Annotated in this window: 20 protein-coding genes and 1 tRNA gene; 18 read left to right on the top strand and 3 right to left on the bottom strand. The window is 45.7% G+C overall.

The annotated features are described in order from the left end of the window. Position 1 precedes the first annotated feature (1 nt). The 10 genes from G9G57_RS03310 to G9G57_RS03265 all read left to right on the top strand — a co-directional run bounded on the left by G9G57_RS03310 (position 2) and on the right by G9G57_RS03265 (position 10770). Entirely contained in the window at positions 2–973 is a 972-nt protein-coding gene (locus G9G57_RS03310; protein WP_016821530.1) for an RluA family pseudouridine synthase, read from the top strand. 509 nt (positions 974–1482) lie between these two features. Continuing rightward, positions 1483–2043: a bifunctional pyr operon transcriptional regulator/uracil phosphoribosyltransferase PyrR gene (gene pyrR / locus G9G57_RS03305; RefSeq protein ID WP_016821529.1), complete on the top strand. Its 561-nt coding sequence runs from the start codon at positions 1483–1485 to the stop codon at positions 2041–2043. A gap of 2 nt (positions 2044–2045) precedes the next feature. Next, on the top strand, positions 2046–2960 hold the full coding sequence (locus tag G9G57_RS03300; protein ID WP_013372066.1) for an aspartate carbamoyltransferase catalytic subunit: 915 nt from the start codon (positions 2046–2048) through the stop codon (positions 2958–2960). A 60-nt stretch (positions 2961–3020) separates the two neighbouring features. After that, positions 3021–4343, top strand: coding sequence for a dihydroorotase (locus G9G57_RS03295; protein WP_064962141.1), 1323 nt, complete (start codon positions 3021–3023; stop codon positions 4341–4343). A gap of 62 nt (positions 4344–4405) precedes the next feature. Continuing rightward, positions 4406–5542 carry a glutamine-hydrolyzing carbamoyl-phosphate synthase small subunit gene (gene carA / locus G9G57_RS03290; RefSeq protein ID WP_013372064.1) on the top strand — a complete coding sequence of 379 codons (1137 nt, stop codon included), beginning with the start codon at positions 4406–4408 and terminating at the stop codon, positions 5540–5542. A 1-nt stretch (position 5543) separates the two neighbouring features. Beyond that, complete coding sequence (gene carB / locus G9G57_RS03285) at positions 5544–8759, top strand: carbamoyl-phosphate synthase large subunit (RefSeq protein ID WP_164964477.1); 3216 nt, start codon at positions 5544–5546, stop codon at positions 8757–8759. A gap of 66 nt (positions 8760–8825) precedes the next feature. Then, a complete protein-coding gene (pyrF, locus tag G9G57_RS03280) occupies positions 8826–9620 on the top strand; it encodes an orotidine-5'-phosphate decarboxylase (RefSeq protein WP_017428120.1) in 795 nt (264 codons plus the stop codon). Beyond that, entirely contained in the window at positions 9617–10258 is a 642-nt protein-coding gene (gene pyrE / locus G9G57_RS03275) for an orotate phosphoribosyltransferase (protein ID WP_017428119.1), read from the top strand. Before pyrF ends, pyrE begins: the two co-directional genes overlap by 4 nt. A 150-nt stretch (positions 10259–10408) precedes the next feature. Then, positions 10409–10573: a hypothetical protein gene (locus G9G57_RS03270; RefSeq protein ID WP_010345444.1), complete on the top strand. Its 165-nt coding sequence runs from the start codon at positions 10409–10411 to the stop codon at positions 10571–10573. A 123-nt stretch (positions 10574–10696) separates the two neighbouring features. Continuing rightward, a tRNA-Ile gene (locus tag G9G57_RS03265) sits at positions 10697–10770 on the top strand. Between the two features lie 245 nt (positions 10771–11015). Here G9G57_RS03265 and G9G57_RS03260 read toward each other — a convergent pair. Together G9G57_RS03260 and G9G57_RS03255 are read right to left on the bottom strand one after the other, a co-directional pair. After that, positions 11016–11276: a hypothetical protein gene (locus G9G57_RS03260; protein ID WP_016821521.1), complete on the bottom strand. Its 261-nt coding sequence runs from the start codon at positions 11274–11276 to the stop codon at positions 11016–11018. A 357-nt stretch (positions 11277–11633) separates the two neighbouring features. Beyond that, positions 11634–13130 carry a GDSL-type esterase/lipase family protein gene (locus tag G9G57_RS03255; protein WP_045244395.1) on the bottom strand — a complete coding sequence of 499 codons (1497 nt, stop codon included), beginning with the start codon at positions 13128–13130 and terminating at the stop codon, positions 11634–11636. 165 nt (positions 13131–13295) lie between these two features. On the opposite strand from G9G57_RS03255, the gene G9G57_RS03250 reads away from it, so the two are divergent. Next, positions 13296–15557, top strand: a complete 2262-nt coding sequence (locus G9G57_RS03250) for a helix-turn-helix transcriptional regulator (RefSeq protein ID WP_045244396.1) — start codon at positions 13296–13298, stop codon at positions 15555–15557. Here G9G57_RS03250 and G9G57_RS03245 read toward each other — a convergent pair. Next, positions 15554–16453: a carbohydrate ABC transporter permease gene (locus G9G57_RS03245; protein WP_016821518.1), complete on the bottom strand. Its 900-nt coding sequence runs from the start codon at positions 16451–16453 to the stop codon at positions 15554–15556. The two genes, G9G57_RS03250 and G9G57_RS03245, sit on opposite strands and share 4 nt — an antisense overlap. A 269-nt stretch (positions 16454–16722) precedes the next feature. On the opposite strand from G9G57_RS03245, the gene G9G57_RS03240 reads away from it, so the two are divergent. The 7 genes from G9G57_RS03240 to G9G57_RS03210 all read left to right on the top strand — a co-directional run bounded on the left by G9G57_RS03240 (position 16723) and on the right by G9G57_RS03210 (position 24864). Continuing rightward, the gene (locus G9G57_RS03240; protein WP_016821517.1) at positions 16723–17688 is read left to right on the top strand and encodes an ABC transporter permease; all 966 of its coding nucleotides are present in this window, start codon (positions 16723–16725) and stop codon (positions 17686–17688) included. A 21-nt stretch (positions 17689–17709) separates the two neighbouring features. Beyond that, positions 17710–18333 carry a YesL family protein gene (locus G9G57_RS03235; protein WP_016821516.1) on the top strand — a complete coding sequence of 208 codons (624 nt, stop codon included), beginning with the start codon at positions 17710–17712 and terminating at the stop codon, positions 18331–18333. A 28-nt stretch (positions 18334–18361) separates the two neighbouring features. Beyond that, positions 18362–19882 carry an extracellular solute-binding protein gene (locus G9G57_RS03230; RefSeq protein WP_016821515.1) on the top strand — a complete coding sequence of 507 codons (1521 nt, stop codon included), beginning with the start codon at positions 18362–18364 and terminating at the stop codon, positions 19880–19882. A gap of 134 nt (positions 19883–20016) precedes the next feature. Then, positions 20017–21378: a glycoside hydrolase family 28 protein gene (locus G9G57_RS03225; protein WP_025365332.1), complete on the top strand. Its 1362-nt coding sequence runs from the start codon at positions 20017–20019 to the stop codon at positions 21376–21378. 24 nt (positions 21379–21402) lie between these two features. Continuing rightward, the gene (locus G9G57_RS03220) at positions 21403–22287 is read left to right on the top strand and encodes a dienelactone hydrolase family protein (RefSeq protein ID WP_045244397.1); all 885 of its coding nucleotides are present in this window, start codon (positions 21403–21405) and stop codon (positions 22285–22287) included. Between the two features lie 25 nt (positions 22288–22312). Further along, a complete protein-coding gene (locus tag G9G57_RS03215; RefSeq protein WP_045244398.1) occupies positions 22313–23293 on the top strand; it encodes a pectinesterase family protein in 981 nt (326 codons plus the stop codon). Next, positions 23287–24864, top strand: coding sequence for a glycoside hydrolase family 43 protein (locus G9G57_RS03210; RefSeq protein ID WP_045244399.1), 1578 nt, complete (start codon positions 23287–23289; stop codon positions 24862–24864). Before G9G57_RS03215 ends, G9G57_RS03210 begins: the two co-directional genes overlap by 7 nt. The last annotated feature ends 31 nt before the right edge of the window (positions 24865–24895 follow it).

The raw sequence follows: 24895 nt of genomic DNA, 5'->3' as shown, positions 1-24895 counted from the left end.
CATGAACGAAGTGAATGAAAACGGCGAAGCCATAGGTCTGTCTTATGAGGACGAACTGGAGGGTGAATCTCTGGAATGGACAGCGGATTCAGAGGATGTCAAAACACGTATAGATAAATACATCGCCGAAGAAATGAAGGAAGTGTCTCGTTCCCAGATCCAGCTGTGGATCGGGAATGGTCGGGTACTGGTGAACGGTGCGGCGGTCAAAGCGAACTACAAGCTGGCTGAAGGAGATCATATCGTACTATCGGTACCTGAACCAGAAAGTGTAGATATTATGCCGGAAAATATTCCGCTAGATGTCGTATACGAGGATTCGGACGTTATTGTCATTAACAAGCAACGTGGTCTAGTTGTGCATCCTGCACCAGGACACTCCTCGGGAACACTGGTCAACGCACTGATGTACCACTGCCATGACCTTTCCGGCATTAACGGGGAATTACGTCCTGGTATTGTTCACCGTATTGATAAGGATACATCAGGACTGCTGATGGCAGCTAAAAATGATCAGGCCCACGCATCACTTGCAGCACAGCTGAAGGATCATAGCGTGACTCGGAAATATATAGCATTGGTCCACGGTCATTTGAGTCACGATCAGGGAACCGTAGATGCCCCGATTGGTCGTGATTCAGGTGACCGTAAATTGTTCACGGTTACGGAACGCAACAGCAAGCATGCAGTTACCCATTTTCTCGTCATTGAACGGTTAGGTGATTATACCCTGCTTGAACTTCAATTGGAGACAGGACGGACACACCAAATTCGTGTTCACATGAAATTCATTGGACATCCATTGGTTGGCGACCCTATGTATGGACGCAGTAAAGGGGTTCGTATGGATGGCCAAGCGCTGCATGCAGCGGTTCTGGGATTTAAGCATCCAACTACTGGAGAGTACTTAGAATTTAGCAGACCGATCCCTCCTGATATGGAGGACGTATTAACGTCCTTGCGTAGTCGCTAAAATAATGATGATTTGCTCTGCTTTCCTATTCAAAAACTTGAATAAATTATTAAGTATAACCGCCTAAATGGCGGTTTTTTTATTGTCTGAATAGGAATGGGTAAAAACAACTATGGATAATTATACAATTAGGATGTATAATTATTAAAGTGCTTCCGGTGGTTCCGGTTGAACGGGTGTTGACACGAGATTTTCAATCTGTCATACTTCTTGTAGTTGCGATGGACTTTGTCCGAGAGATGGTTAACCATCTCACACTATGAGAAACAGGACAAAGGAAATCCTGAATAGCACCTTTAAATCAGTCCCGTGAGGCTGGCAAGGTAACGTGAATGGATCACTGATCAGTGCATCCGCTGCGGCGGTATGTCTTCAGTGTGTCCGACAGATCGGAGAACAGTGGAAGACTGTTCATACGAGACTCCTTGCCAAACTTGGGCAAGGAGTCTTTTTTGTATCCGAACACGGGACCAGGTCTGAAGGGAACATCACCTGAGGAGGCTGGAAGCATGAGTATTGAAACACATGTACTGATGGATGAAATTGCGATTCGTCGGGCATTAACGCGGATTGCACATGAAATTTTGGAGAAAAACAAGGGTATTGACGATTGCGTACTCGTAGGTATTCGAACACGCGGAGTTCATCTGGCGCAGCGCTTGGCTGAAAAAATTGCTGAAATTGAAGGCGCACCAATTCCATGGGGAGAGCTAGATGTCACAGCCTACCGCGATGACCGGAGCAGCGTTGCCGAGGCTAAAGGAAATGGAAAAGAGCTTTTGATGAATCCCGCTGACGTATCGGTTCATGATAAGAAAGTCATTCTCTTTGACGATGTGCTGTACACAGGCCGCACTATTCGCGCGGCGATGGATGCATTGATGGACTGCGGACGACCGCAAATGATCCAGCTGGCTGTGCTAGCAGATCGCGGACACCGTGAGCTTCCGATTCGTCCGGATTACATCGGCAAGAACATCCCGACCTCCAAATCTGAGGAAATCGTAGTTGCACTTCAGGAGACGGACGGTAAGGACGAAGTGACGATCATTCAGAACCGGGGGGAATAGGTATGATCACAACAGCCAGTCAACTTAGAGAACGTAGCCTGCTCGGATTAAAAGAACTTAGCCGAAATGAAATTGAGTCGATTCTGGATCGTGCTCATTATTGGGAAACACAGCCGCAAAAGCTGATTCCAGTCCTACAGTCACGCTTCGCGGCCAACATGTTTTTTGAAAATAGTACACGCACACGCTTTTCTTTTGAAATGGCGGAGAAGCGGCTCGGCGCTCAGGTTTTGAACTTTTCCGCTGCGGCTTCCAGTGTGGAAAAAGGGGAGTCCATTTACGATACTGTACGTACGCTCGAATCCATGGGCATTGATGCTGGAGTCATCCGGTTAAAGCCAGCCGGAGTGCTGCAAGAGCTTGCTGAGAAGGTTAGTGTTCCGCTGGTTAATGCGGGAGACGGCAACAATGAGCATCCAACGCAGGCTTTACTGGACCTCTACACCATGCGCAAAACTTTCGGTGAGCTTAAAGGCTTGAGAGTATCCATCATAGGAGACATTTTGCACAGCCGTGTAGCTCGCTCGAATCTGTGGGCCTTGCAAAAATTCGGAGCCAAGGTTAGCTTCTGTGCACCGGACAATATGCAGGCACCTGAGCTTGCAACGTACGCGCCTTATGTGCCGATGCAAGAAGCTTTGCAGGCAGACGTGGTCATGATGCTGCGAGTCCAGCTTGAACGGCATGCTGAAGGAATGTTGCGCTCAGCGGATGAGTACCGAGAGCAGTACGGTCTGACAGAAGAAAGAGCAGCGAGCCTTAAGTCCGGAACAATTATCATGCACCCGGCTCCAGTGAATCGGAATGTGGAGATCGACAGTGCAGTTGTGGAAAGCGAGCAATCACGAATTTTTCCGCAAATGGCCAACGGGGTTCCGATCCGCATGGCGGTTATGGAACGGGCAATGAAGCTGTAGCAGCTGTCAGTAGGATCGTAGGAAAAAGTTGCAAAAAACCTGAGCGGAGGAATATTTCAGATGAAACAATTAATTATGAATGCAAGCGTATTGAACGAGCAGGGCGAGACGGAATTAAAATCCATCCTAATCGCTGACGGAAAAATTTTGGCTATCGCAAATGCGGAAGCCGGAGTTAGCCTCATTATGGAAGAAGGGGCATCTGGACAAGAGCTCGAAGTCGAAAAAATCGACGCCCAGGGAAAGCTGGTCATCCCCGGTCTAATCGACATGCATGTGCATCTGAGAGAACCTGGCTTTGAATATAAAGAAACAATTGAAACAGGCAGCCGCGCTGCGGTGAAAGGTGGATTTACGACGATTGCCTGCATGCCAAACACACGTCCGGTGACAGACAATGTAGACACGGTTCAGTTGGTACTGAAAAAGGGGCAGGAAGCTGGGCTCGCCAAAGTACTTCCTTACGCAGCCATCACGAAAAACGAACTGGGACGTGAGCTGACAGATTTTGAAGCGCTCAAAGAAGCAGGTGCCATCGGATTTACTGATGACGGAGTCGGAGTGCAGAGTGCACAAATGATGAAGGATGCCATGTCACGAGCTAAAGCGCTGGATATGCCAGTCATTGCACACTGTGAAGATAACACACTTGTTGTAGGAGCAGCGGTGACGGACGGTGAATTTGCCAAGCGTCACGGACTCAAAGGTATCCCCAATGAATCCGAGGCAATCCATGTTGGACGTGATATTCTGCTATCCGAAGCAACTGGGGCACATTATCATGTATGCCATGTCAGCACAGAGCAATCGGTGCGATTGATTCGCCATGCCAAATCTTTTGGCATCAAGGTTACTGCAGAGGTATGCCCGCATCACTTGGTATTGTCCGATGAGGACATTCCTGGGCTGGATGCCAACTGGAAAATGAATCCTCCACTACGCTCCCCGCGTGATGTACAGGCATGCATCGAGGGGCTGGAGGACGGAACGATTGATATCATCGTAACGGACCATGCAGCACACAGTGAGGAAGAGAAGGCAAAAGGGATGGAGCTGGCGCCATTTGGAATCGTTGGATTTGAAACAGCCTTTCCGCTGCTGTACACCAAATTCGTAGCTACCGGGCAATGGACGCTGGACTTTCTGGTGCGCCGTATGACGGCTGACCCAGCACGTGTCTTCCGCCTTGATACGGGACGTCTGGAAGAGGGAGCACCCGCTGACCTGACCATGATTGATCTGGAGCAGGAGCAGGCAGTTGATCCACAAACGTTTGCCAGCAAAGGACGCAACACTCCTTTTACAGACTGGAAGCTCAAAGGCTGGCCGGTGAAAACTTGGGTAGACGGCAAACTGGTATGGTCTGCTGACGAAGCAAAATAATACACAACTAATTAAAAAAATAGAACCTTATAGCAGGAAACAAAATAGAGGAGTGAGACGGGATGCAGGCAAGATTGTTACTTCAGGACGGCACGCTGTTTACAGGCACATCATTTGGTGCGGAAGGTGAAAAAACAGGCGAAGTCGTTTTCAACACAGGGATTACAGGCTATCAAGAGGTGCTGACGGATCCCTCTTATTGCGGACAAATCGTAACCATGACTTACCCGCTAATTGGAAATTACGGAATTACTCGTGATGATTTTGAATCAGTACGGCCTTATGTACACGGCTTTGCTGTTCGACATTACGAGCCGGCGCCAAGTAACTGGCGTGCTCAATACAGCGTGGGCGATTTGCTGAAGGAATATGGCATCATTGGTATTAGCGACATCGACACCCGCATGCTCACCCGGATTATTCGCCATCACGGCACAATGAAGGGCATTTTGACGACTGGTTCCCAGCCGTTGGAAGAACTAAAAGAAATGATGTCCGACATGACCATAGAAGAACTGCGTAATCAGGTTCCTTTGACTTCTACTCCTCATCCGTACAGCAGCCCTGGCAACGGAGAACGGATTGTATTGATTGACTATGGTGCTAAAAGCGGCATCCTGCGCGAACTGAATAAACGAGACTGTGATGTGGTTGTCGTTCCACATGATACGACGGCCGAGGAAATTCGCCGCTTGGATCCGGACGGTATTCAGCTGTCCAACGGTCCTGGAGATCCAAAAGACGTACCGCATGCTGTACGTACGGTGGCTGAACTGCTAGGGGAATACCCGATTTTCGGAATTTGCTTGGGACACCAGTTGTTCGCCTTGGCTTCGGGAGCAGATACGGAAAAGCTGAAATTCGGACATCGCGGTGGTAACCATCCGGTGAAAGAACTGGAGAGCGGACGCTGCTTCATCACATCACAAAATCATGGCTACACAGTGAATGAGGAATCGATCCAAGGAACAGAACTTGAAGTGACGCATATTAACAACAACGATAAAACGATTGAGGGTCTTAAACATACTAAGTATCCCGCGTTTTCGGTGCAATACCATCCAGAGGCTGCGCCTGGTCCTTACGATAATGGCTACCTGTTTGACCGCTTCCTGGAAATGATCCGTGAACACAAAAGAAATCAACCAAAGCAACCGCGTCAGGCTGCTATCGCCGCCGCAGTGAGAGGAGAGCGCTAATATGCCGAAAAATACAGAACTTAAAAAAATACTCGTGATCGGTTCCGGTCCTATCGTCATTGGTCAGGCAGCAGAATTCGATTACGCTGGTACACAAGCTTGTCAAGCGCTCAAAGAAGAAGGCGTCGAGGTAGTACTGATCAACAGTAACCCGGCAACCATCATGACAGACACCAATATGGCAGATAAAGTATACATCGAGCCGATTACACTTGATTTTGTAACACAGATTATCCGCCAGGAGCGTCCGGATGGTCTCCTTCCTACGCTGGGAGGACAGACAGGTTTGAATATGGCAGTGGAACTGGCTCGCGCTGGAGTGTTGGAACGCGAAAATGTTAAGCTGCTGGGAACTCAACTGAATTCAATTGAAAAAGCTGAAGATCGGGACTTGTTCCGCGACTTGATGCGTGAGTTGGAACAGCCAGTACCGGAGAGCGTAATTGTAACAACACTGGAAGAGTCATTGGAATTTGCTAACGAAATCGGTTACCCCATTATCGTTCGTCCGGCTTATACGCTGGGAGGTACAGGCGGTGGGATTTGCGCTACAGAAGAAGAATTACGTGAAACAGTCAGCTCTGGCTTGCGCTACAGTCCAATCGGGCAATGCTTAGTGGAAAAAAGTATCGCAGGTATGAAGGAAGTCGAGTATGAAGTTATGCGTGACGGCAATGACAACTGCATCGTTGTCTGTAATATGGAGAACTTCGATCCGGTCGGCGTGCACACTGGCGACAGTATCGTCGTAGCACCGAGCCAGACACTGTCAGATCGTGAGTACCAAATGTTGCGCTCGGCTTCTCTGAAAATTATTCGCGCCCTCAATATCGAAGGCGGCTGTAATGTACAGTTTGCGCTGGATCCGCACAGCTATCAATACTACGTGATTGAGGTCAACCCACGGGTGAGTCGTTCCTCGGCACTGGCTTCCAAGGCGACAGGATATCCGATTGCCAAAATGGCGGCCAAAATTGCACTAGGCTACACACTGGATGAAATTGTGAATCCAGTAACGGGACAAACGTATGCTTGCTTTGAGCCGACATTGGATTACATCGTGAGTAAAATACCACGCTGGCCATTTGACAAGTTCATTTCTGCCAACCGCAAGCTTGGCACACAAATGAAAGCAACCGGTGAAGTCATGGCCATCGGACGTACATTTGAAGAATCTATCCATAAAGCGGTCCGTTCTCTGGAAATTGGGGTACATCGCCTGCATCTAAAGGGCGCCGATCAACTATCTGATGAGGTACTCAAAGAGCGTCTGGCTAAAGCAGATGATGAGCGCTTGTTCCTGGTAGCCGAGGCATTCCGTCGTGGCTGGAAACAACAAGACATTCAGGATGTAACCAAAATTGATTGGTGGTTCCTCGATAAGGTAGAAGGAATTGTTAAGTTCGAATCCATTATCGCTGGAGAGTCTGAGCTGTCCTCGGAAACACTTTATCAGGCCAAACGAAAAGGTTTTACCGACCGCTCCATTGCCGAGATTCGCAGTATGGGTCAACAGAAGAGTATGACAACCGAGCTTGAGGTTCGTGAATTCCGTCTAAATCAAAACCTGCGTCCTGTCTACAAAATGGTAGATACGTGCGCAGCCGAGTTTGAAGCCACAACTCCGTACTACTACTCCTCTTATGAGGTGGAAAACGAAGTCATTCCATCTAACAAAGAGAAAGTTATCGTACTCGGCTCAGGACCTATTCGGATCGGTCAAGGGATTGAATTTGACTACTCCACCGTGCACGCGGTATGGGCTATCCAAAAAGCAGGTTACGAAGCGGTAATTATCAATAACAATCCGGAGACCGTCTCTACAGACTTCAACACGTCGGACCGTCTCTACTTTGAGCCACTTTTCTTCGAAGATGTAATGAATGTCATTGAGCAGGAAAAACCGATTGGTGTCATCGTCCAGTTCGGCGGTCAAACGGCGATTAACCTTGCAGCTCCACTTAGTGCGGCAGGCGTGAATATTCTGGGTACGAGTCTGGAAAGTATCGATGAAGCAGAAGACCGGAAAAAGTTCGAACAGCTGCTGTCTCGCCTTGCTATCGCCCAGCCTAAAGGCAATACGGTCACGTCGGTAGATGAAGCGGTAGGAACTGCCCAAGCATTGGGGTATCCGGTTCTGGTACGTCCATCCTACGTCCTGGGCGGACGCGCTATGGAAATTGTGTACTCAGATACGGAATTGCTGCGGTACATGGAAGAAGCGGTTAAAATCAATCCAGAACACCCTGTGCTCATCGACCGTTATATGCTGGGCAAAGAAGTTGAGGTTGACGCCATCTGTGACGGTGAAACGGTCTTGGTACCTGGGATTATGGAACATGTGGAACGGGCAGGGGTTCACTCGGGTGACTCGATCGCAGTGTATCCGCCACAACACTTGTCTGACGAGCTGAAGCAAAAAGTCGTGGACATTACGATCAGCATCGCCAAGGAATTGAAAACGATTGGTCTGGTAAACATTCAGTTCGTCATTCATCAAGATGAGGTGTATGTCATCGAGGTTAACCCTCGTTCCTCACGGACGGTTCCTTTCCTAAGCAAAGTAACGAATATTCCGATGGCTAACCTGGCGACACAGGCCATTTTGGGCGGTAAGCTTAAAGATGCAGGCTATACAGAAGGGCTATGGCCTGAAAGTAATTATGTCTCGGTTAAGGTTCCTGTATTCTCCTTTGCCAAGCTGCGTCGTGTAGAGCCAACACTGGGGCCTGAAATGAAATCTACAGGTGAAGTTATGGGACGCGATATCCAGTATGCGAAAGCATTGTACAAAGGACTCGTAGGCGCAGGTATGAAAATTCCATCTACTGGGGCGATCATCATTACAGTAGCGGATAAGGATAAGGAAGAAGCGGTCGAGCTGATGCAGGGCTTTTATAGACTGGGCTACAAAATTATTGCTACAGGTGGAACGGCAGCAGCCTTGGAACAGGCCCACATTCCAGTGAACACTGTTAATAAGCTAAGTGAGGGCAATCCGAATATTCTGGATATGATCCGTACAGGTGAAGCCAACTTTGTCTTCAACACGCTCACCAAAGGCAAAACGCCAGAGCGTGACGGATTCCGCATCCGCCGCGAAGCAGTTGAAAACGGCATTGTTTGCATGACCTCGCTGGATACAGTGCGCGCTCTGTTAAAAATGCTGGAGACGATTAACTTCACATCCGAATCGATGCCAGTTCTGAGCAACTAACGCCTTATGAATAGATAAGCAAAATAAGTGGTAATGGGAAGGACATTCATCAGCATTTGCTGACGGATGTCCTTTATCACGGGCAAATATACCCGAATTGATGTGAAAAGGGGCGGTAGAACGGTGAACGAAGCATTTCAGCAGATGGCAGGACGGCTGATGGTTGCGCTAGATTACCCGGATGCACAACAAGCAGAGCAGTTAATTCGGCAGCTGGAGGGAATTCCTTGTTATATAAAAGTGGGGATGCAGCTGTTTTATAGCGCAGGGCCAGCTTTTGTAGAACAATTAAAATCAAGAGGATACTCCGTATTTCTGGATTTGAAAATGCACGATATCCCTAACACGGTACGGGGAGGGGCAGAGAGCATTACCCGTCTAGGGGTGGATATGTTTAACGTACACGCTGCTGGAGGCCGCAGTATGATGTCGGCCGCCAGAGCTGGAGCTGAGGCAGCGATTTCAGCAGACAGCTCACTTGCCATGCCGCTCATTATTGCAGTTACACAGCTGACCAGCACGGATCAAACGACTATGAATACGGAGTTAGGCATTCCTGGCACAGTACAGGATGCTGTCGTTCGTTATGCACAATTGACGCGTGAGGCTGGACTGGACGGTGTGGTCGCATCCCCATTAGAAGTGCCTGCGATTCGTGCAGTATGCGGATCTGACTTTAAAACTATAACCCCTGGCATACGCCCGGCAGGCAGTGCTACAGGTGATCAGTCGCGTGTGCTTACACCCGGACAAGCCATTGCCCAGGGCAGCAGCTACATTGTCGTTGGACGGCCGATCACGGCGGCACCAGACCCACGCGCCGCAGCAAAACATATTATTGAGGAGATGATACAAGTATGACTACATTAAACAATATCCCAGAGCAAATTGCATCCCATCTGTTACGCATTCAGGCAGTGGCACTGCGTCCACAGCAGCCTTTTACATGGACATCCGGTATTAAATCCCCTATCTACTGTGACAATCGCCTGACCATGTCCTACCCGGAGGTGCGTGAACTAATCGCAGACTCTTTTGCGGCTCTTATCCGTGAACAATACCCTGAAACCGAGGTTATTGCCGGCACAGCCACAGCAGGGATTCCTCATGCCGCTTGGGTGGCACAAAAGCTAAATCTGCCAATGGCTTATGTCAGAGACAAAGCCAAAGGACACGGGAAGGAAAACCAAATCGAAGGCCGTATCAGCGCCGGACAAAAGGTTATGGTTATCGAAGACCTCATCTCTACCGGGGGAAGCTCCATTAAAGCAGCACAGGCTGTAGAGCAAGCAGGAGCTCAGCCGTTAGCTGTATTGGCTATTTTCAGCTACCAGCTGGACAAAGCCACTCAAGCTTTTGAAGAAGCAGGTGTGAAGCTGCAAACCTTGTCAAATTACACCGCCTTGATGGAGGTTGCCTTGCGTGAAGGAACCATTCAGCAGGAAGAGATGGAACTGCTGCGTTCCTGGCGTCAGGATCCGGCTTCTTTTGGCAAATAAGGCTGAGTATTAGAGAGACAACGGAGCTAATAAGTAGTGCGCCACAGACTCATTGCCATCCAGTGCAGATTGTTAGTAATCAAGCTGTGTAAATCGAATTCGATCCGGTTACACTAACTCCTACTATACATGTGAAAAGAGGGAGTTCGGATGTATTGGGTTTACTATGGCAGACTGTACACGACTAAATTTCAGGCAGGATGTTTGGCAAAAAGGCTGGAGCATGATGGCTGGATGTATGGCTACAATGATCCCCGCGCAGTGGAGGTGTACCGCTCGCGCAAAGGTCGTTATGGTGTCCGATTTATTCCATAGGTTTACAAAAATAATTTTTAAAAAGAAAATTTCTAAAAACTATTGACGAAACACAAGAAAATGTTGTATATTAATTAACGTTGCTGTTACGAATATGTAGCGTGAATATACATATTTTTTTGAGGGCCCTTAGCTCAGTTGGTTAGAGCGGTCGGCTCATAACCGATTGGTCGGGGGTTCGAGTCCCTCAGGGCCCATTTCCTCAAAAACCCTTGCTTAGCAAGGGTTTTTTGTTGTTTTAATCCTCATTTAATCCTCATTTAATCCTCATTTAATCCTATTGAGTAGCAAAGAGAGGGGTAACCTCAGCCCGTCCGTTTTTTATAAGTCTCCGAGTGTATTAACTTTGAAGCATGATAACGTCGCTATAGCTAGTAGGAATATAGGTCCAACAAAGAAAGCACTGCTCGAATAAACGAACAGTGCTTTTTTAACGCTTTTTTTAGTTTACCTTAACGGTATACACCATTCTCAATTTACCGTTACCGGCGTAAATCTCAACTCTTGCATTCGTTGCAGTGGTGGTAGTTACTACGCCGGAAGCGGAGACGGTGACATTTCCGCTCGCCACTTTATAAGTATCTCCAGGGTAATTTGACAACGCATAAGAATAATTACTTTGCAACGTAGCCGTTCTGTAGGATACTCCGTTTACTTGTACAACAGGTGTAATTTCTGGAGAAGGGCCTACTGCTGCGGACACGCTAGGGATAATAATCCCCCAATGAGTCCCAAAGAGATAGCTGTTGATAATAATATTTTCTTAGTATTCATAAAAAAATCCTCCTTATGTATGATATGAACTCCTAAAATATACCGTGTAAAATGGTTGCTTTCACTTCATTCGATAAATATTGTAAAAATAATACAATGAAACGATTCTATAGTCTTATAAGATACAAAATAATTAAAATATGACAATTAAAGAAACTCATTTAATATACTGTATTTTTGAGCTATTCTCTATAGCTGGGCCATCTTTGCATAACAAAATAAAAACGGACGTCGGAGTGATTCGTCCGAGATCCGTTTTTCGTATGTGCATGTATGGCACTTGATATCAGTTGACAAGTTGATGTGCAAGCTTCTTGCTACTATCTAGATTTCTTTCGACCATGCGTTGTTTTAATGCAGACAGCTCCGTATTTTGACGAATCGCTTCTGCTACCAGCTGGGCAATTTGCCTTGCTCCTTCGTCAGAAAAATGGGTATTATCTGCTACACCAGCTGGGTAATTAGGGTGCGTTTTTTCAGGCAAATGCATAAATAGAAGCTGGGACTCTTTTTCGCCCATGGAACGATAAAGCTGCTGTGATGCTTCGAAAATATCGAGCAACGGTGTCTGGGTTTCCTTGGCTACTTGTCTCATGGCAGCGGGATAGGCTCCTACGGCCAGCGGATCAGGTTCACCGTTTGCGGTAAAGCGGCGGCGGCTTACAGAGGTTAACAGCACTGGAATTCCGCCACGTTCCCGAGCGGACTGAATGTATTGAATTAAGTTTAGACGGTACTCTCCATCAGGATCGGTGTAGCGTGCAGGGTCTTCTTTTTTCTCGTCGTTATGTCCAAATTGAATAAACAAATAATCGCCAGCTTGAATATCTTTTTCAATATCAGCTAATCGCCCTTCTGCTATAAAAGATTTGGTGCTTCGTCCGTTGACGGCACGATTATCCACATGAACAGTAGAGTCCAAATGAGCTTGCAAATGTTCGCCCCAGCCTGTCATCGGTTTTTCGGTTGCTCCTTTTTGAGCTGCAGTAGAGTCCCCTGCGATAAACAGTCGAGTTGTCATCTGTTGTCTTGCCTGCGCATATCCATGTTTTTGTAGCCATGTTTCCGCCAGGTCGAGCCATTGTCTGCATTCAAGGTTGTCCTCGGATAGTCCCAAGCCGTGTCGTCCTTCCTCAAATACATGCAGTTCAAACGGAATACGCTCTCTGGATAATGAGAAAGCGAACAACAGGCTATTTTCTACCGGTACAGCGCCATCATTGGCCGTTGTCCACATAAAAGTCGGAGGTGTCTGTGCAGTCACTTGCCGATCGGATGAAAAGGCTTGGAGCTGCTCCAGGGTTGGCTGTTCCCCTAAAAAGTGCGTACGGCTTCCAAGATGCGTATAAGGATCATGAAATGAAATGACAGGGTATCCCAACATCAGAAGATTTGGTTTTTCCGCTCCGATCGTGGAGACAATGGAGGCCAGGTGACCCCCTGCTGAAAAACCGATGAGACCCACTTGATCAGGGATCACTAGCCAGTCATGCGGTGTTTGGCGAATCCATTGCAGGGCATGTTCTACATCCTCCAGCAAGGAGGTAATCTCGAAATCACCGACCTGATACTCCAGCACGCCCGCATGAATACCTAGATCATTTAACCACCGGGCGATTGGCTCTCCTTCATGTGAGGCCAAATGCTCGTAGCCACCGCCAGGTAACACCAATACAAAAGGACGAGCTTCACGAGCCACTACGGGATAGAGGGAGAGAAAGGAAGTGTCTAACGGAAATTCTTCTTTTACAATCTGTTCTTTAGAACTAACGACATGTAGCATAAGAGACCTCCAAATTTCTTTTTAACTGCCGCAAACCAAATAAAATCAACTTAAATTGGAATGATACGGATGTAAAAAATAATGCACACGTGAAAAAAATGATTTAAACCTTGTTATGAAAGCGCTATAATTTGGTGTGATACCAAGAACCAAAGGGGGAGCGCAATGAAAAAAGGAAGAATGTTCTACACTATTTTTATTACGATTCTGGTTTTGGGAATAGGATTGGTGGCCAGCTTTGGCAGCTATATCTATTTTACAACAATTAGCTCCGTTGTGGAGAGAGTTTCCAATACCAAGCAAAGCTACATGGCGCAGATCAGAAATAGCCTGGAACAGAAAATCCAAACCATTGAATACGCTTTTAATACGTATAGCACGACCAGTTCCTTTAATGAAGTTGTCAAAAATCCCATTACAGAAAAAGATTTTGTAGCGTATCGGAATGTAAATACCCAGCTCAATTATATTGCTACGATGGGATTAGAAGGAACCGAGTATTCACTAATAAGTCTAAATCAGAATTGGAGAATCTCCAATGGAAGCCTGTCTTATTTGACGAAAACGGAACGAGAAAAGCTGATTAGTACCTATATCGACCACCAGGATAAGGGACTATTCTGGATTAAAACAGATAAAGGAATCCGTTTTGTGAATACCTTGCCTGTGTTTTCCAAAAAGAAACAGGCCATCGCGCTATCTGATATTTCGTCGCAGACGTTAAGCCATACCATTCAAACAGAGGATCATATGCCTGTGTTTATTTTGAATAAAAAAGGCGACTTAATGTACGAAACTGAGCCTGCTACTCCCTTATTGTCTACTCAGCAGCTTCAGCACATTTCAGAGGTTACTGCTAAATCAAACAACACGGGCATGCTGACATTGGAGAAAACGGAGCATCAGCCAGCGCGGCAAATCATTTATGCTAAATCTGCTTACAACAATTGGACTTACTTAACGGTATTAGATAAAAAAGAGATTGCAAACGCGTTTCAAACGACCAAATTTGGGATTATCATGATGGGCCTTGTATTAACGCTTTTAATGGTGGTGGTGGCATACATCATTGCCATTTACTTTACCAAGCCATTCCAGCAAATAAAACGCAGCTTACCGAAAAATCCCAATTTCGCTTTCAAAAATGAACCTTCTAAAAATGAAATTGAGTGGATTATTAATTCCATCGACAACATTGTAACAGAGAAGGAAAGCTTGGAAAGTCTCATTCAGTCCGAAATGCCACAGTTGGAAACGCAATTGATTCTCAACCTGTTTCGCAAACGTGTTTCCGCAGAGGAATTGGCACGAAAAATGCCACGCTTGGGCTACCCGCAGATCGAGAATCAAGTGTATATTACCTTGTTGGTTCAACTGGATAATCTGGGAGATCGAGAACCTTCGGATAAAGATGTTTTACTGCTGGCTATTAACAAAATCGTAGAAGAAACGATTCCTGAGCAGCAGCGTATGCTTCCCATCATTTTGAACGATAACACCCAGGCTACCATATTAATTTTGGCAGGTAAGAGTGCACAGGAAATGAGAAAGCAAGTGCTGGATCATGCGACCCTTTTGATTCAGAATGTAAAAGAGTATTTGAATGTATCCATCAGCATCGGTATTAGCACAGCGTATGATAACTTATTAGAAAGTAAAGAAGCTTGTGAGATGAGCAAGCAAGCATTGCATCACCGTTTAAACCTAGGTAAAGAGTCGATTATTTTTTATGAGGATATTTCCATGGTCATTTCAGGTCCGGTGCTGCTGCATTATCCTGCGGAATTGGAATCCAAACTGTTTGATGCCATCCGCATAGGAGATGAAGAGCAGGTATATCATACCGTGCACTCTTTATTGGCGGAAATGATGACAAAGAACAACCATTCCATGAACTTTGAAGTGCTGCTGGTACGCTTTGTCAATAACCTCATCCAATTAGAGCAGCTATTAGGGATTGAAGTACTGCTAACGCAAGACAATCATGCCTTGTATCACCGTTTGCTGGATATCCGTAACCCGGAGGAGATAGAACGCATGCTGTTAGAACAGGTTATTTTCCCCATGGTAAAAAGCATGAAGGAGAAGACCAACCAGCAATTCCGCTGTCTCTCTGAGAAAATTGCCGCGATTATCCGTGCTGAATATGACCAGGAATTATCATTAGAACTCATTGGAGATCGACTGCATTACAATCCAAATTATTTAAGCAGTATTTTCAAAAAAGAATACGGAACGACGTTTAGTGAATATCTGATGGGCTATCGCCTGCAAATGAGCAAGAAATGGCTCGTTGAGACAGATATGACGATTAAAGAAATCGCCGAGCGGCTGCAATATCATAATTCGCAAAACTTTATCCGCTCTTTTCGAAAAAAAGAACAGGTTACACCAGGGGCTTATCGAAAGATGAAGCAAGCCAATTAACCTTTAACCGCCCCCAGTAAGGCTCCTTTGACAAAGTGCTTTTGCACAAATGGATACACGATTAACATCGGAACGGTCGCTATAACAATGACCGCCATCTTAATCGTCTGCGCAGGCGGGATGACATCTACCGCAGTTCCTTCTGCCTGCATACCACTGGAGACGATAACAATTTGGCGAAGTAAGACTTGAATTGGCCATTTGGCAGAGTCATTGATATAGAGAATGGCGTGCATATACGTATTCCAGTAGGCAACAGCGTAGAATAAAGAAATGGTTGCAATAGAAGGCAGGGCTAATGGCAACATAATTTTAAAGAAGATACCAAAATCGTTGCACCCGTCCATCTTGGCCGATTCCTCCAAATCATCCGGCAATGCCTGAAAAAAGTTACGCATGATAATCAGGTTAAATGCATTAATAGCTACGGGCAGAATCAAGGACCAATACGAATTGATCAGTCCCATGCTTTTGACCACGAGGAATGTCGGAATCATCCCCCCGCTAAACAACATAGAAAACACGACAATGAAGTTAATCGTATTGCGGCCAAGCAGATATTTTCGGGATAATCCATAAGCCATAAAAGCGGTAAAAATCATACTTACAACTGTACCCACGATCGTTACTCCGACCGAAACCCCAAGTCCTCTAAAAATCGTTGGAGTGGATAGGATATAGCGATAAGCATCCAGTGAAAAAGTTACAGGGAATAAGATGAACTTCTTGGCCACTACTTCCTCAGTTGAAGCAAATGAGCTGGCGATGATATTCAAAAAAGGTAAGAGACAAGTGAGGGCAATGAGAATCAAAAGTGTACTGTTTACAATGTTGAAAATACGACTGCCCAGTGATTCTTTTTTTCGTGATTTTGGTTTGATTAATGGTTGTTCCAATGTGGGTGACCTCCTTGTAATCGTTTACATGTAAACCTTATCAAGAGCAAAGAATTCCGTATATAATCAAATCTTGAGGTGTTCTCTAAGCGTGGAAAAAAGAGGATGATCATTAAGTTGTGTAGTAATCATTAGCTAAGGTGAAAAGGCTGTAAAGTAGGCTGTTGGCCTATTTTTGTAAACGCTATCATTTGATGATTATATGCGTAATGACGAAAATAACGTACTCTTGAAAGCGTATACAGGAACGTTTGAAGGAGGTCGAACTAATGAAAGTTTCAAGTGTCCCCGCACCAAACATGAAGATGAAAATGAAAAAGAACAAAAGAACGACGGAAAGCCTTTTACGAATGCAGAAACACAAGCTGCTCTATCTGATGGTTTTACCCGGGTTGGTGTACTTCATTATTTTCAAGTACTTCCCTATGGGAGGATTGGTAATTGCATTTCAGGATTATCAAGCCTTTCAGGGAATTACAGGCAGTCCATGGGTAGGAATGAAGCATTTTATTCGTTTGTTTACAGAGCCTACGTTTTTTATGTTGCTTCGCAATACGCTGGTTTTATTTGCACTGAATATTGTAATCTTTTTTCCATTGCCCATTATATTGGCGCTCATGCTGAACGAGGTTAGGAAGATGTTTTTCAAAAATATAATTCAAACCATCATCTACATTCCGCACTTTATGTCATGGGTTATCATCGTTTCGATTTCTTATGTATTCCTGACGGTGGACGGCGGTGTGCTGAATGAACTGATTGCCGCACTAGGTGGTGAGAAGATCAGCTTCTTAACATCACCGCAGTGGCTGCGAACGGTCTATATCGGGCAAGTGATTTGGAAGGAACTTGGCTGGTCTACCATCATTTATTTATCTGCAATTACAGTGGTGGATACACAATTGTATGAGGCAGCAGAAATGGACGGTGCTGGACGTTTGAGAAAGACATGGCACGTGACGTTGCCAGCGATCCGCCCGGTTATTATTACTTTGTTAATTTTGAAAATCGGTAGCACGCTGGATTTGGGCTTTGAACATATGTATCTGCTATTGAACTCATTAAACCGCGAGGTTGCCGAAATCTTTGACACCTATATTTATACTGCGGGCTTAAAGAATGGACAATTAAGTTTCAGTACGACGGTAGGACTTTTCAAAGGTGTAGTAGGCTTAATTCTGATTATGTTCTCCAATCGACTCGCTAAGAAATTTGGTGAGGACGGCGTTTACTAATGACGACGGGAAGGATGCAAAATGGTACGATTTGTAGAAAACATGAACAAATGGTGCATGCGCCTGCTACGCCTGGTCTACCTTAACTTGCTGTGGACGATTGCGACAATCCTGGGCTTGGGTTTTATAGGTGTAGGGCCTGCAACCGTTGCTATGCTTAGTATTTTAAGGCAGTGGATTCGGGGCAATGAGGAAGTCGCCATTTTCTCGACGTTTGTACGTTACTTTAAAGAAAGCTTTAAGGAAGCAGCCATCATTGGCGGGCTATACAGCCTTGTGGGTTACGTGCTCTACGTGGATATCGTCAACAGCTCATCCTGGTATGTTCGTGTGGTGACACTGATGGGTGCCTTTTTGTATCTGATCTCTTTGGCATACATTTTTCCGTTACTGGCTCACTATGATTGGAAAGGCATCAAGCTGAAGATCAAGATGTCGATCGTCATTGGATTTTCGTATTTACAATATACACTAGTTCTTTTTGTAGCTATTGTCGTGCTTTATGCATTGATTCTAGGCTTGTACCCAGGAATTCTAACTTTTGCCGGAGCGAGCATCATCGGTTATCTCGTGATGTGGATGACGCATCAGGTATTCAGCAAAATAGAACGAGAGGTTCTGGTGAAAGAGGAAGATATGGCATGAATATACAAACGAAAAAGGAGCAAACACGATGAAGAAAAGAAACGCGATGAAAAAGGGAGTATCGGGTCTTCTTGCCGGACTTATGGTCATGAGTGTTTTTCTAACTGCTTGTGGTGACAAGGGGACTGAGGATCAAGCCAGCCAAACCTATGATCCCAAATCCAAACTGGAATTTACCTGGCTAAACGTATTGCATACAGCCTCTCCGCCTACAGAAACGATTAAAAGCAAAATCGAAGAATACACCAATTCCAAAATTACGTTCAACTGGGTGCCGGATGCTTCCAAGGAAGAGAGAATTACCACCGCACTGGCTTCTGGTGAATTGGCAGACATGGTGACTTTGACGATGATGACAAATTCATCAGTGCGTAGTTCATTGAAATCAGGATTATTCTGGGATGTAGGCAAATACTTGGATGATTATGAAAATTTGAAGAAGATCCCGCCTGAAGTGCGCGAAGCTGCTTCTATTGAAGGGGTACTGTATGGTGTTCCGTTCCAGAAAAATCTGGCTCGGGCGGGTCTGGTCATTCGTCAGGATTGGCTCGATCGCTTAGGACTGAAAGTGCCGACCACACTGGATGAGTTGTATGAAGTTGCGAGAGCGTTTACAGAAGATGATCCAGATGGCAATGGAAAAAATGATACGACTGGGTTTGTTGACAGATCGGATCTGCGTTACAGCAGCTTCAAAACATTAAGCTCCTACTTTGGGACACCTAATGGCTGGAAAGTAGATGAAAACGGCAAGTTTACGCCGGAATTTGATACTCCTCAATATTTGGAGACCTTAAAGTATTCCAATAAATTATACAAAAACGGATACCTCTCCAAAGACTTTGCCGTAACCGCTAAAACGGACCAGCAACAACAATTTGCACAAGGTAAAGCAGGGATTTATACAGGCATGATTGATATCTCTAACCTTAGAACCTTGTCTCAAGGCTTACAAAAAGGGCTGAAGCTGGTACCTGTTAACAAGATTTCTAATGGAGATGGCCAATATCACGTATGGTCTGAAGGAAGCGGGGTAGGAGGCTTGCTGGCATTTCCGAAATCTGAAGTAAAGACAGAAGCTGAGTTGAAGAGACTGCTGCAATTTGTAGATGATTTAATTGACAAAGATGTATATATGTACATGACCGGTGGTATTGAAGGTACTCATTATAAAATCGAAAAGGATGGTTCCTTTAAAATTACGAATACAGATTTGTGGCAAGCAGACGTTCAGCCATTTTCAAGCTCCAGACCAAGTGAAGTGACCTATAACTTAAAGGATGCCAATCCGGAAAAGGAAATGGCTAATGAATTAGTGCGAGAAAATAATAAATTTGCTGTTCTGGACCCGACAGTGCCACTGGATTCAGCCACCGCTAATGAACAAGGAACAGAGCTGGAGAAAATCATTACCGACGCCTCCTTCAAATTTATTATGGGTGAAATTGATGAAGCCGGATTTAAAGCAGCTGTAGAAAACTGGAAAAAGTCAGGCGGAGCACGAATTACCACTGAGTATGAAGAAGCGTATAAGAAAACGAAAAAATAAAGATATAGGCTGAACATTAGTGTACATGAATTGTCACTACGCAGGCGGATGGTGCTTAACATCGCTGACACTTGTCCAGCACCATTCCGCCTACTGCGTTTTATTCACTTAAAATAAAGACAGGAGAGAACGAAATGCAATTATATAACATTGTAGATTATGGAGCAGTTCAGGATGGTACGACGATGGCGACAGAGGCGATTGCGGCTGCCATTGAAGCAGCAAGTAATGCTGGTGGAGGCACCGTTTTTGTTCCGTCTGGAACATACCTGACGGGTGCTATTATTCTGAAAAGTAACATTGAGCTGCATTTAAGCCCCGGCGCAATTCTTTCCTTCAGTACGGAACTGGCAGATTACCCTGTAGTAGAATCCAGATGGGAAGGCGTTCAGCGGGAAGTACATGCATCGTGCATTTATGGAGAGAACCTTGAGAATATTTCGATTACAGGCAGCGGAACATTGGACGGAAATGGTCAACCGTGGTGGGAAAAGCATCGGAATCACCCTGAAGAGTTGCAGTATCCAAGACCCAAATTAATCAGCTTTGACCGCTGTCAACGGGTCACCATTAAAGACCTCATGTTAAAAAATTCCCCCAGTTGGACTGTAAACCCCATTGCTTGCTATAACGTTACGATTGACAATTTGTCCATTCTTAACCCGGCTGACTCTCCCAATACGGATGGCATTAATCCCGAATCCTGTTCCAATGTTCGTATTAGCAACTGCAATATTGATGTAGGTGATGATTGTATTGCGATCAAAGCAGGAACCGAAGATACCCATGAGCGGATTCCTTGTGAAAATATTACGATTACCAACTGTACAATGGTGCATGGTCATGGTGCTGTCGTACTGGGAAGCGAAATGAGCGGAGATATTCGTAATGTTACGATCAGCAATTGCGTGTTCAAGCAAACGGATCGGGGCATACGTCTGAAATCAAGACGGGGACGCGGTGGAATCATCGAGGATATTCGTATCAGCAACATTGTGATGGAGGAGGTCATTTGTCCATTTATTCTAAACCTGTATTATTTCTGCGGACCTCGGGGCAAGGACAAATATGTGTGGGATAAAAATCCCTATCCAATTACTGATGAAACTCCGTGCTTTAGAAGAATCCATTTTTCCAATATCACGGCACGTCAGGTTCATGCGGCGGCTGGTTTCTTATACGGACTTGCAGAACAATATATTGCTGAAATTACATTTTCCAATATTGATATATCTATGGCTAAAAATGCGATTCCCGGTCGTCCGGCCATGATGACAGGGATTGAAGATATGAATAACCGTGGTTTTTATCTAGGTAATGTGAGGGATATTCGTTTTCAACAGGTTACGATTGAAAATCATGAAGGTCCTGCCTTTTACATTGAAAATGGGGAAGATGTTGAAATCAATCGTTGTCATTCGAAGAATACAGCTCAGCCTGAAAAGCTGATAGAACAAGTAACGATACAACCTTCTGAACAAAATGTTGTGAAATAGGAGGGGATGAAAGGAGCATAAAACGTGGATAAGTTGCAAGCATTGTTGGGAGACCTTCCGGCAGATCGCCCTATAACGGCGACTCTACTGAATCAAGAAGAGCGGGAGGGTTATCAACTGGAGTGTCTCCTGCTGGACTTGAACGGGATCGAGTCTGTACCCGCTTATGTAGCTACACCCTTACATGGGGACGGTCCGTTCCCATTGGTCGTATTTAACCATTCGCATGGAGGCAACTATACGAATGGACGTAAGGAACTGCTTCATAGCAGTTCTTACCTACAGCAGCCCTCGTTTGCTACAGCTCTGACAGACATGGGGTATTGCGTGTGCTGTATCGACATGTGGGGCTTCAATGAGCGTGGAGGCAAAACCGAGAGCGAGCTGGTAAAAGAAATGCTCTGGCAGGGTCAGGTGCTGTGGGGCATGATGCTGTATGATAACCGTCGTTTGGTAGATTATATGTGTCAGCGTGAGGACATTGATGCTTCCCGTATCGCAACGATCGGTATGTCGATGGGTGGACTTATGGCATGGTGGATGGCTGCTTTAGATGAACGAATACAGGTCACGGTGGATATCTGCGGACAGGTAGATGCCCATACGCTGATCGCTAAAAGGGGATTGGATCATCATGGCTTCTATTCCTATGTCCCCGGCTTGTTGAAGCATTTCACCACGCTGGATATTCAAAAGCGGATCGCACCTCGTCCACGGATGAGTATAACAGGTCAAAATGATCGGATGTGTCCTATAGAAGGAGTCGAGCATTTGGCCAAGGGGTTGTTGGAAGCTTATCAGAAAGCAGGTCACCCTGAGCATTGGCAGCCTGTGATTGCGGGCGGTGGCCATATGGAGACATTGGAAATGCGAACGGCTTGGCAGTCATTTTTAGCTGAACACTTGTAAATCAAATGAAAGGATTGGGGTAACCATGCTAGTCGGAAAAGAATCCTTTTGTGATTTCCACACTATTCAGGAGGCGATTCATGTATTGGAGCAATCGCCTTCCAACGAAATGGAAACGCTAACTATTTTATCGGGTACCTATGAGGAAGAAGTGCGGATTTACCGTTCAAATCTACATATCATAGGCATCGGGCAGGTAGAGATTCGTATGGACCGGTATGCCAAGGAGCGGAATGAAGCAGGTGAGGAAATAGGAACCTTTGCGACACCGACTTTATTTATAGGCGGCAGCCATCTGATCTTGGAAAATCTCATCATTTCCAACACGGCCGGACAGGGAGAACACATTGGGCAGGCCGTTGCGGTATACGCTCATTGTGATCAAACCGTCTTTAGAAACTGCACCTTTAAAGGGTACCAGGACACGTTATTTACAGGCCCTCTGCCTCCTGCACCCAAAGAACGATTAAAGTTTGGTGGAATTCCTTTGAAAGAACACCATGCACACTATCGCCAGCTTTATCAGCATTGTTACATCGAGGGTACGATAGATTTCATTTTTGGCGGGGCTACCGCTTACTTTGAAGATTGTGAGATTCGTAGTTTGCGTCATCATAAGAACCATACAAGCTACGTTACAGCCGCCTCTACACCGCAAGGACAAACGTACGGCTATGTATTCGATCATTGCTATTTAACCGCAGAGCCTGATATTACTCCTGTTTTTTTGGGCCGTCCATGGCGGGAATATGCCAAAACCGTATTTGTCGATTGTAAAATGGGCGACCATATCGACCCGCGCGGCTGGGACAATTGGGACAATGTCGCGAATGAGAAAACCGTCTGCTATCAGGAATATGGCGGATCTGATGAAATAGCTTTATTACGTAAGCAGCGTGTTCCGTGGGCGGATTGCTTTGAAGCGAGGACAGAAGCATGGAGCAAGAAGCAGGTTTTTGAGGGAGTCACATTTTGGAAAGTAAGGAGAAGTGATGTCTCATGTTGATCCAAAACCCTATATTAAAAGGCTTTAATCCCGATCCGTGTATTACGCGAGTCGAAGATACTTACTATATTGTAGTGTCATCATTTGAGTGGCTGCCTGGAGTACGGGTGTATCAGTCCAAAGATTTGGCTCATTGGGAGCACTGCACGGATATTTTGACTGACCAGGTTAATTTGAGAGGGAACCCGAAAAATTGCAGCATTTGGGCACCGCAATTAAGCTATGCGGATAACCTTTTTTATCTGCTCTATACGGATGTGAAAAGCACCAAGCGTCCGTTCAAGGACGTTCATAATTTTGTGATAACGGCACCCACGATCAACGGACCGTGGTCGGAACCCGTTTATCTGAATAGTAGTGGATTTGATCCATCTTTATTTCATGATGAGGATGGACGCAAATGGCTGCTGAACGCGTTGTGGGATTACCGCATGTTGGAAAGCAATAAGTCATCGGGTATTGTCATGCAGGAGTATGACAGCAGTCAACAGCGGCTTGTTGGCGAGCCTATTAAAATTTTTGATTGCACTCCATTGAAGAAGACAGAAGCGCCCCACATCTACAGGCAGAACGGTTATTATTATCTTGTTACAGCGGAAGGTGGAACGGGTACGGGGCATGCAGTTACCGTAGCACGCTCCAAGCAGATAACCGGCCCGTATGAAGTGGACCCGCATAACCCGATGCTTACGTCTCGTGATCTGCTGAATTTCCCTTTACAATGCGCAGGACATGGCAGTCTTGTGGAAACACCGGACGGAGAATGGTATATGGCTCATTTATGTACACGTCCAGTGGAGGGGAAATACGCCATTTTAGGGCGCGAGACAGCGTTACAGCAAGTATATTGGAATGATGAAGGCTGGCTGCGATTAACCGCCGGGGGCCATACACCCCAATTGGAGGTGCCTGCGCCTCAAGGGACAATCTTGGGTCAGCAAGAGCAGCAGAAGTATATTTTCGAAGACTTTTTCGAGGGCCCCACACTTGACAAAACGTGGAACACATTGCGTATCCTGGCGGACGATAGCTGGTGTTCATTAAGTCAACGCCCAGGCTATCTTCGAATCCATGCTGGAGAATCCATACAAAGTCTGTTCCAGCATCACGTGCTTGCCATTCGGCAAACGGATCATCATTTCCGGGTAGAAACAGCACTGGAGTATCAGCCAACCAGCTATTTGCAAATGGCGGGACTTTTGCTGTATCTCAATGAAGAAGACTATTTGTATGCGTATGTTAGCTATGAAGAGGGAGTGGGAAAAGTGCTGCGCATGATGCGCTGTGAAGCTAATTCATTTACGCTAATTCCGCAAGTGATTGCCCTTCAGAATGATCTTCCTGTACATTTGGCTGTAGAGGTTCATGCATCCCATGCACAATTTTATTATGGAGTCGGAGATGAACCTTCCTGGACGCGACTTTTTGAAATACAGGATATCAGCTTTTTGTCTGGAGGATTTACAGGGAATTTTGTAGGTATTGCAGCTCATGATATGCAACAATTCCAAGGAAGCCATGCTGATTTCTCCCACTTCTTATACCATGGTAAGGACCATCTCTCCTCATAAAAATATAATACTGACTATACTGCAAGCACCT

The sequence above is a fragment of the Paenibacillus sp. EKM211P genome (genome assembly GCF_011066175.1).
GTDB classification, from domain to species: Bacteria; Bacillota; Bacilli; order Paenibacillales; family Paenibacillaceae; genus Paenibacillus; species Paenibacillus polymyxa.
The sequence above is the reverse complement of the archived record's forward strand: the minus strand, read 5'-3'. Positions and strand labels throughout refer to the sequence as shown.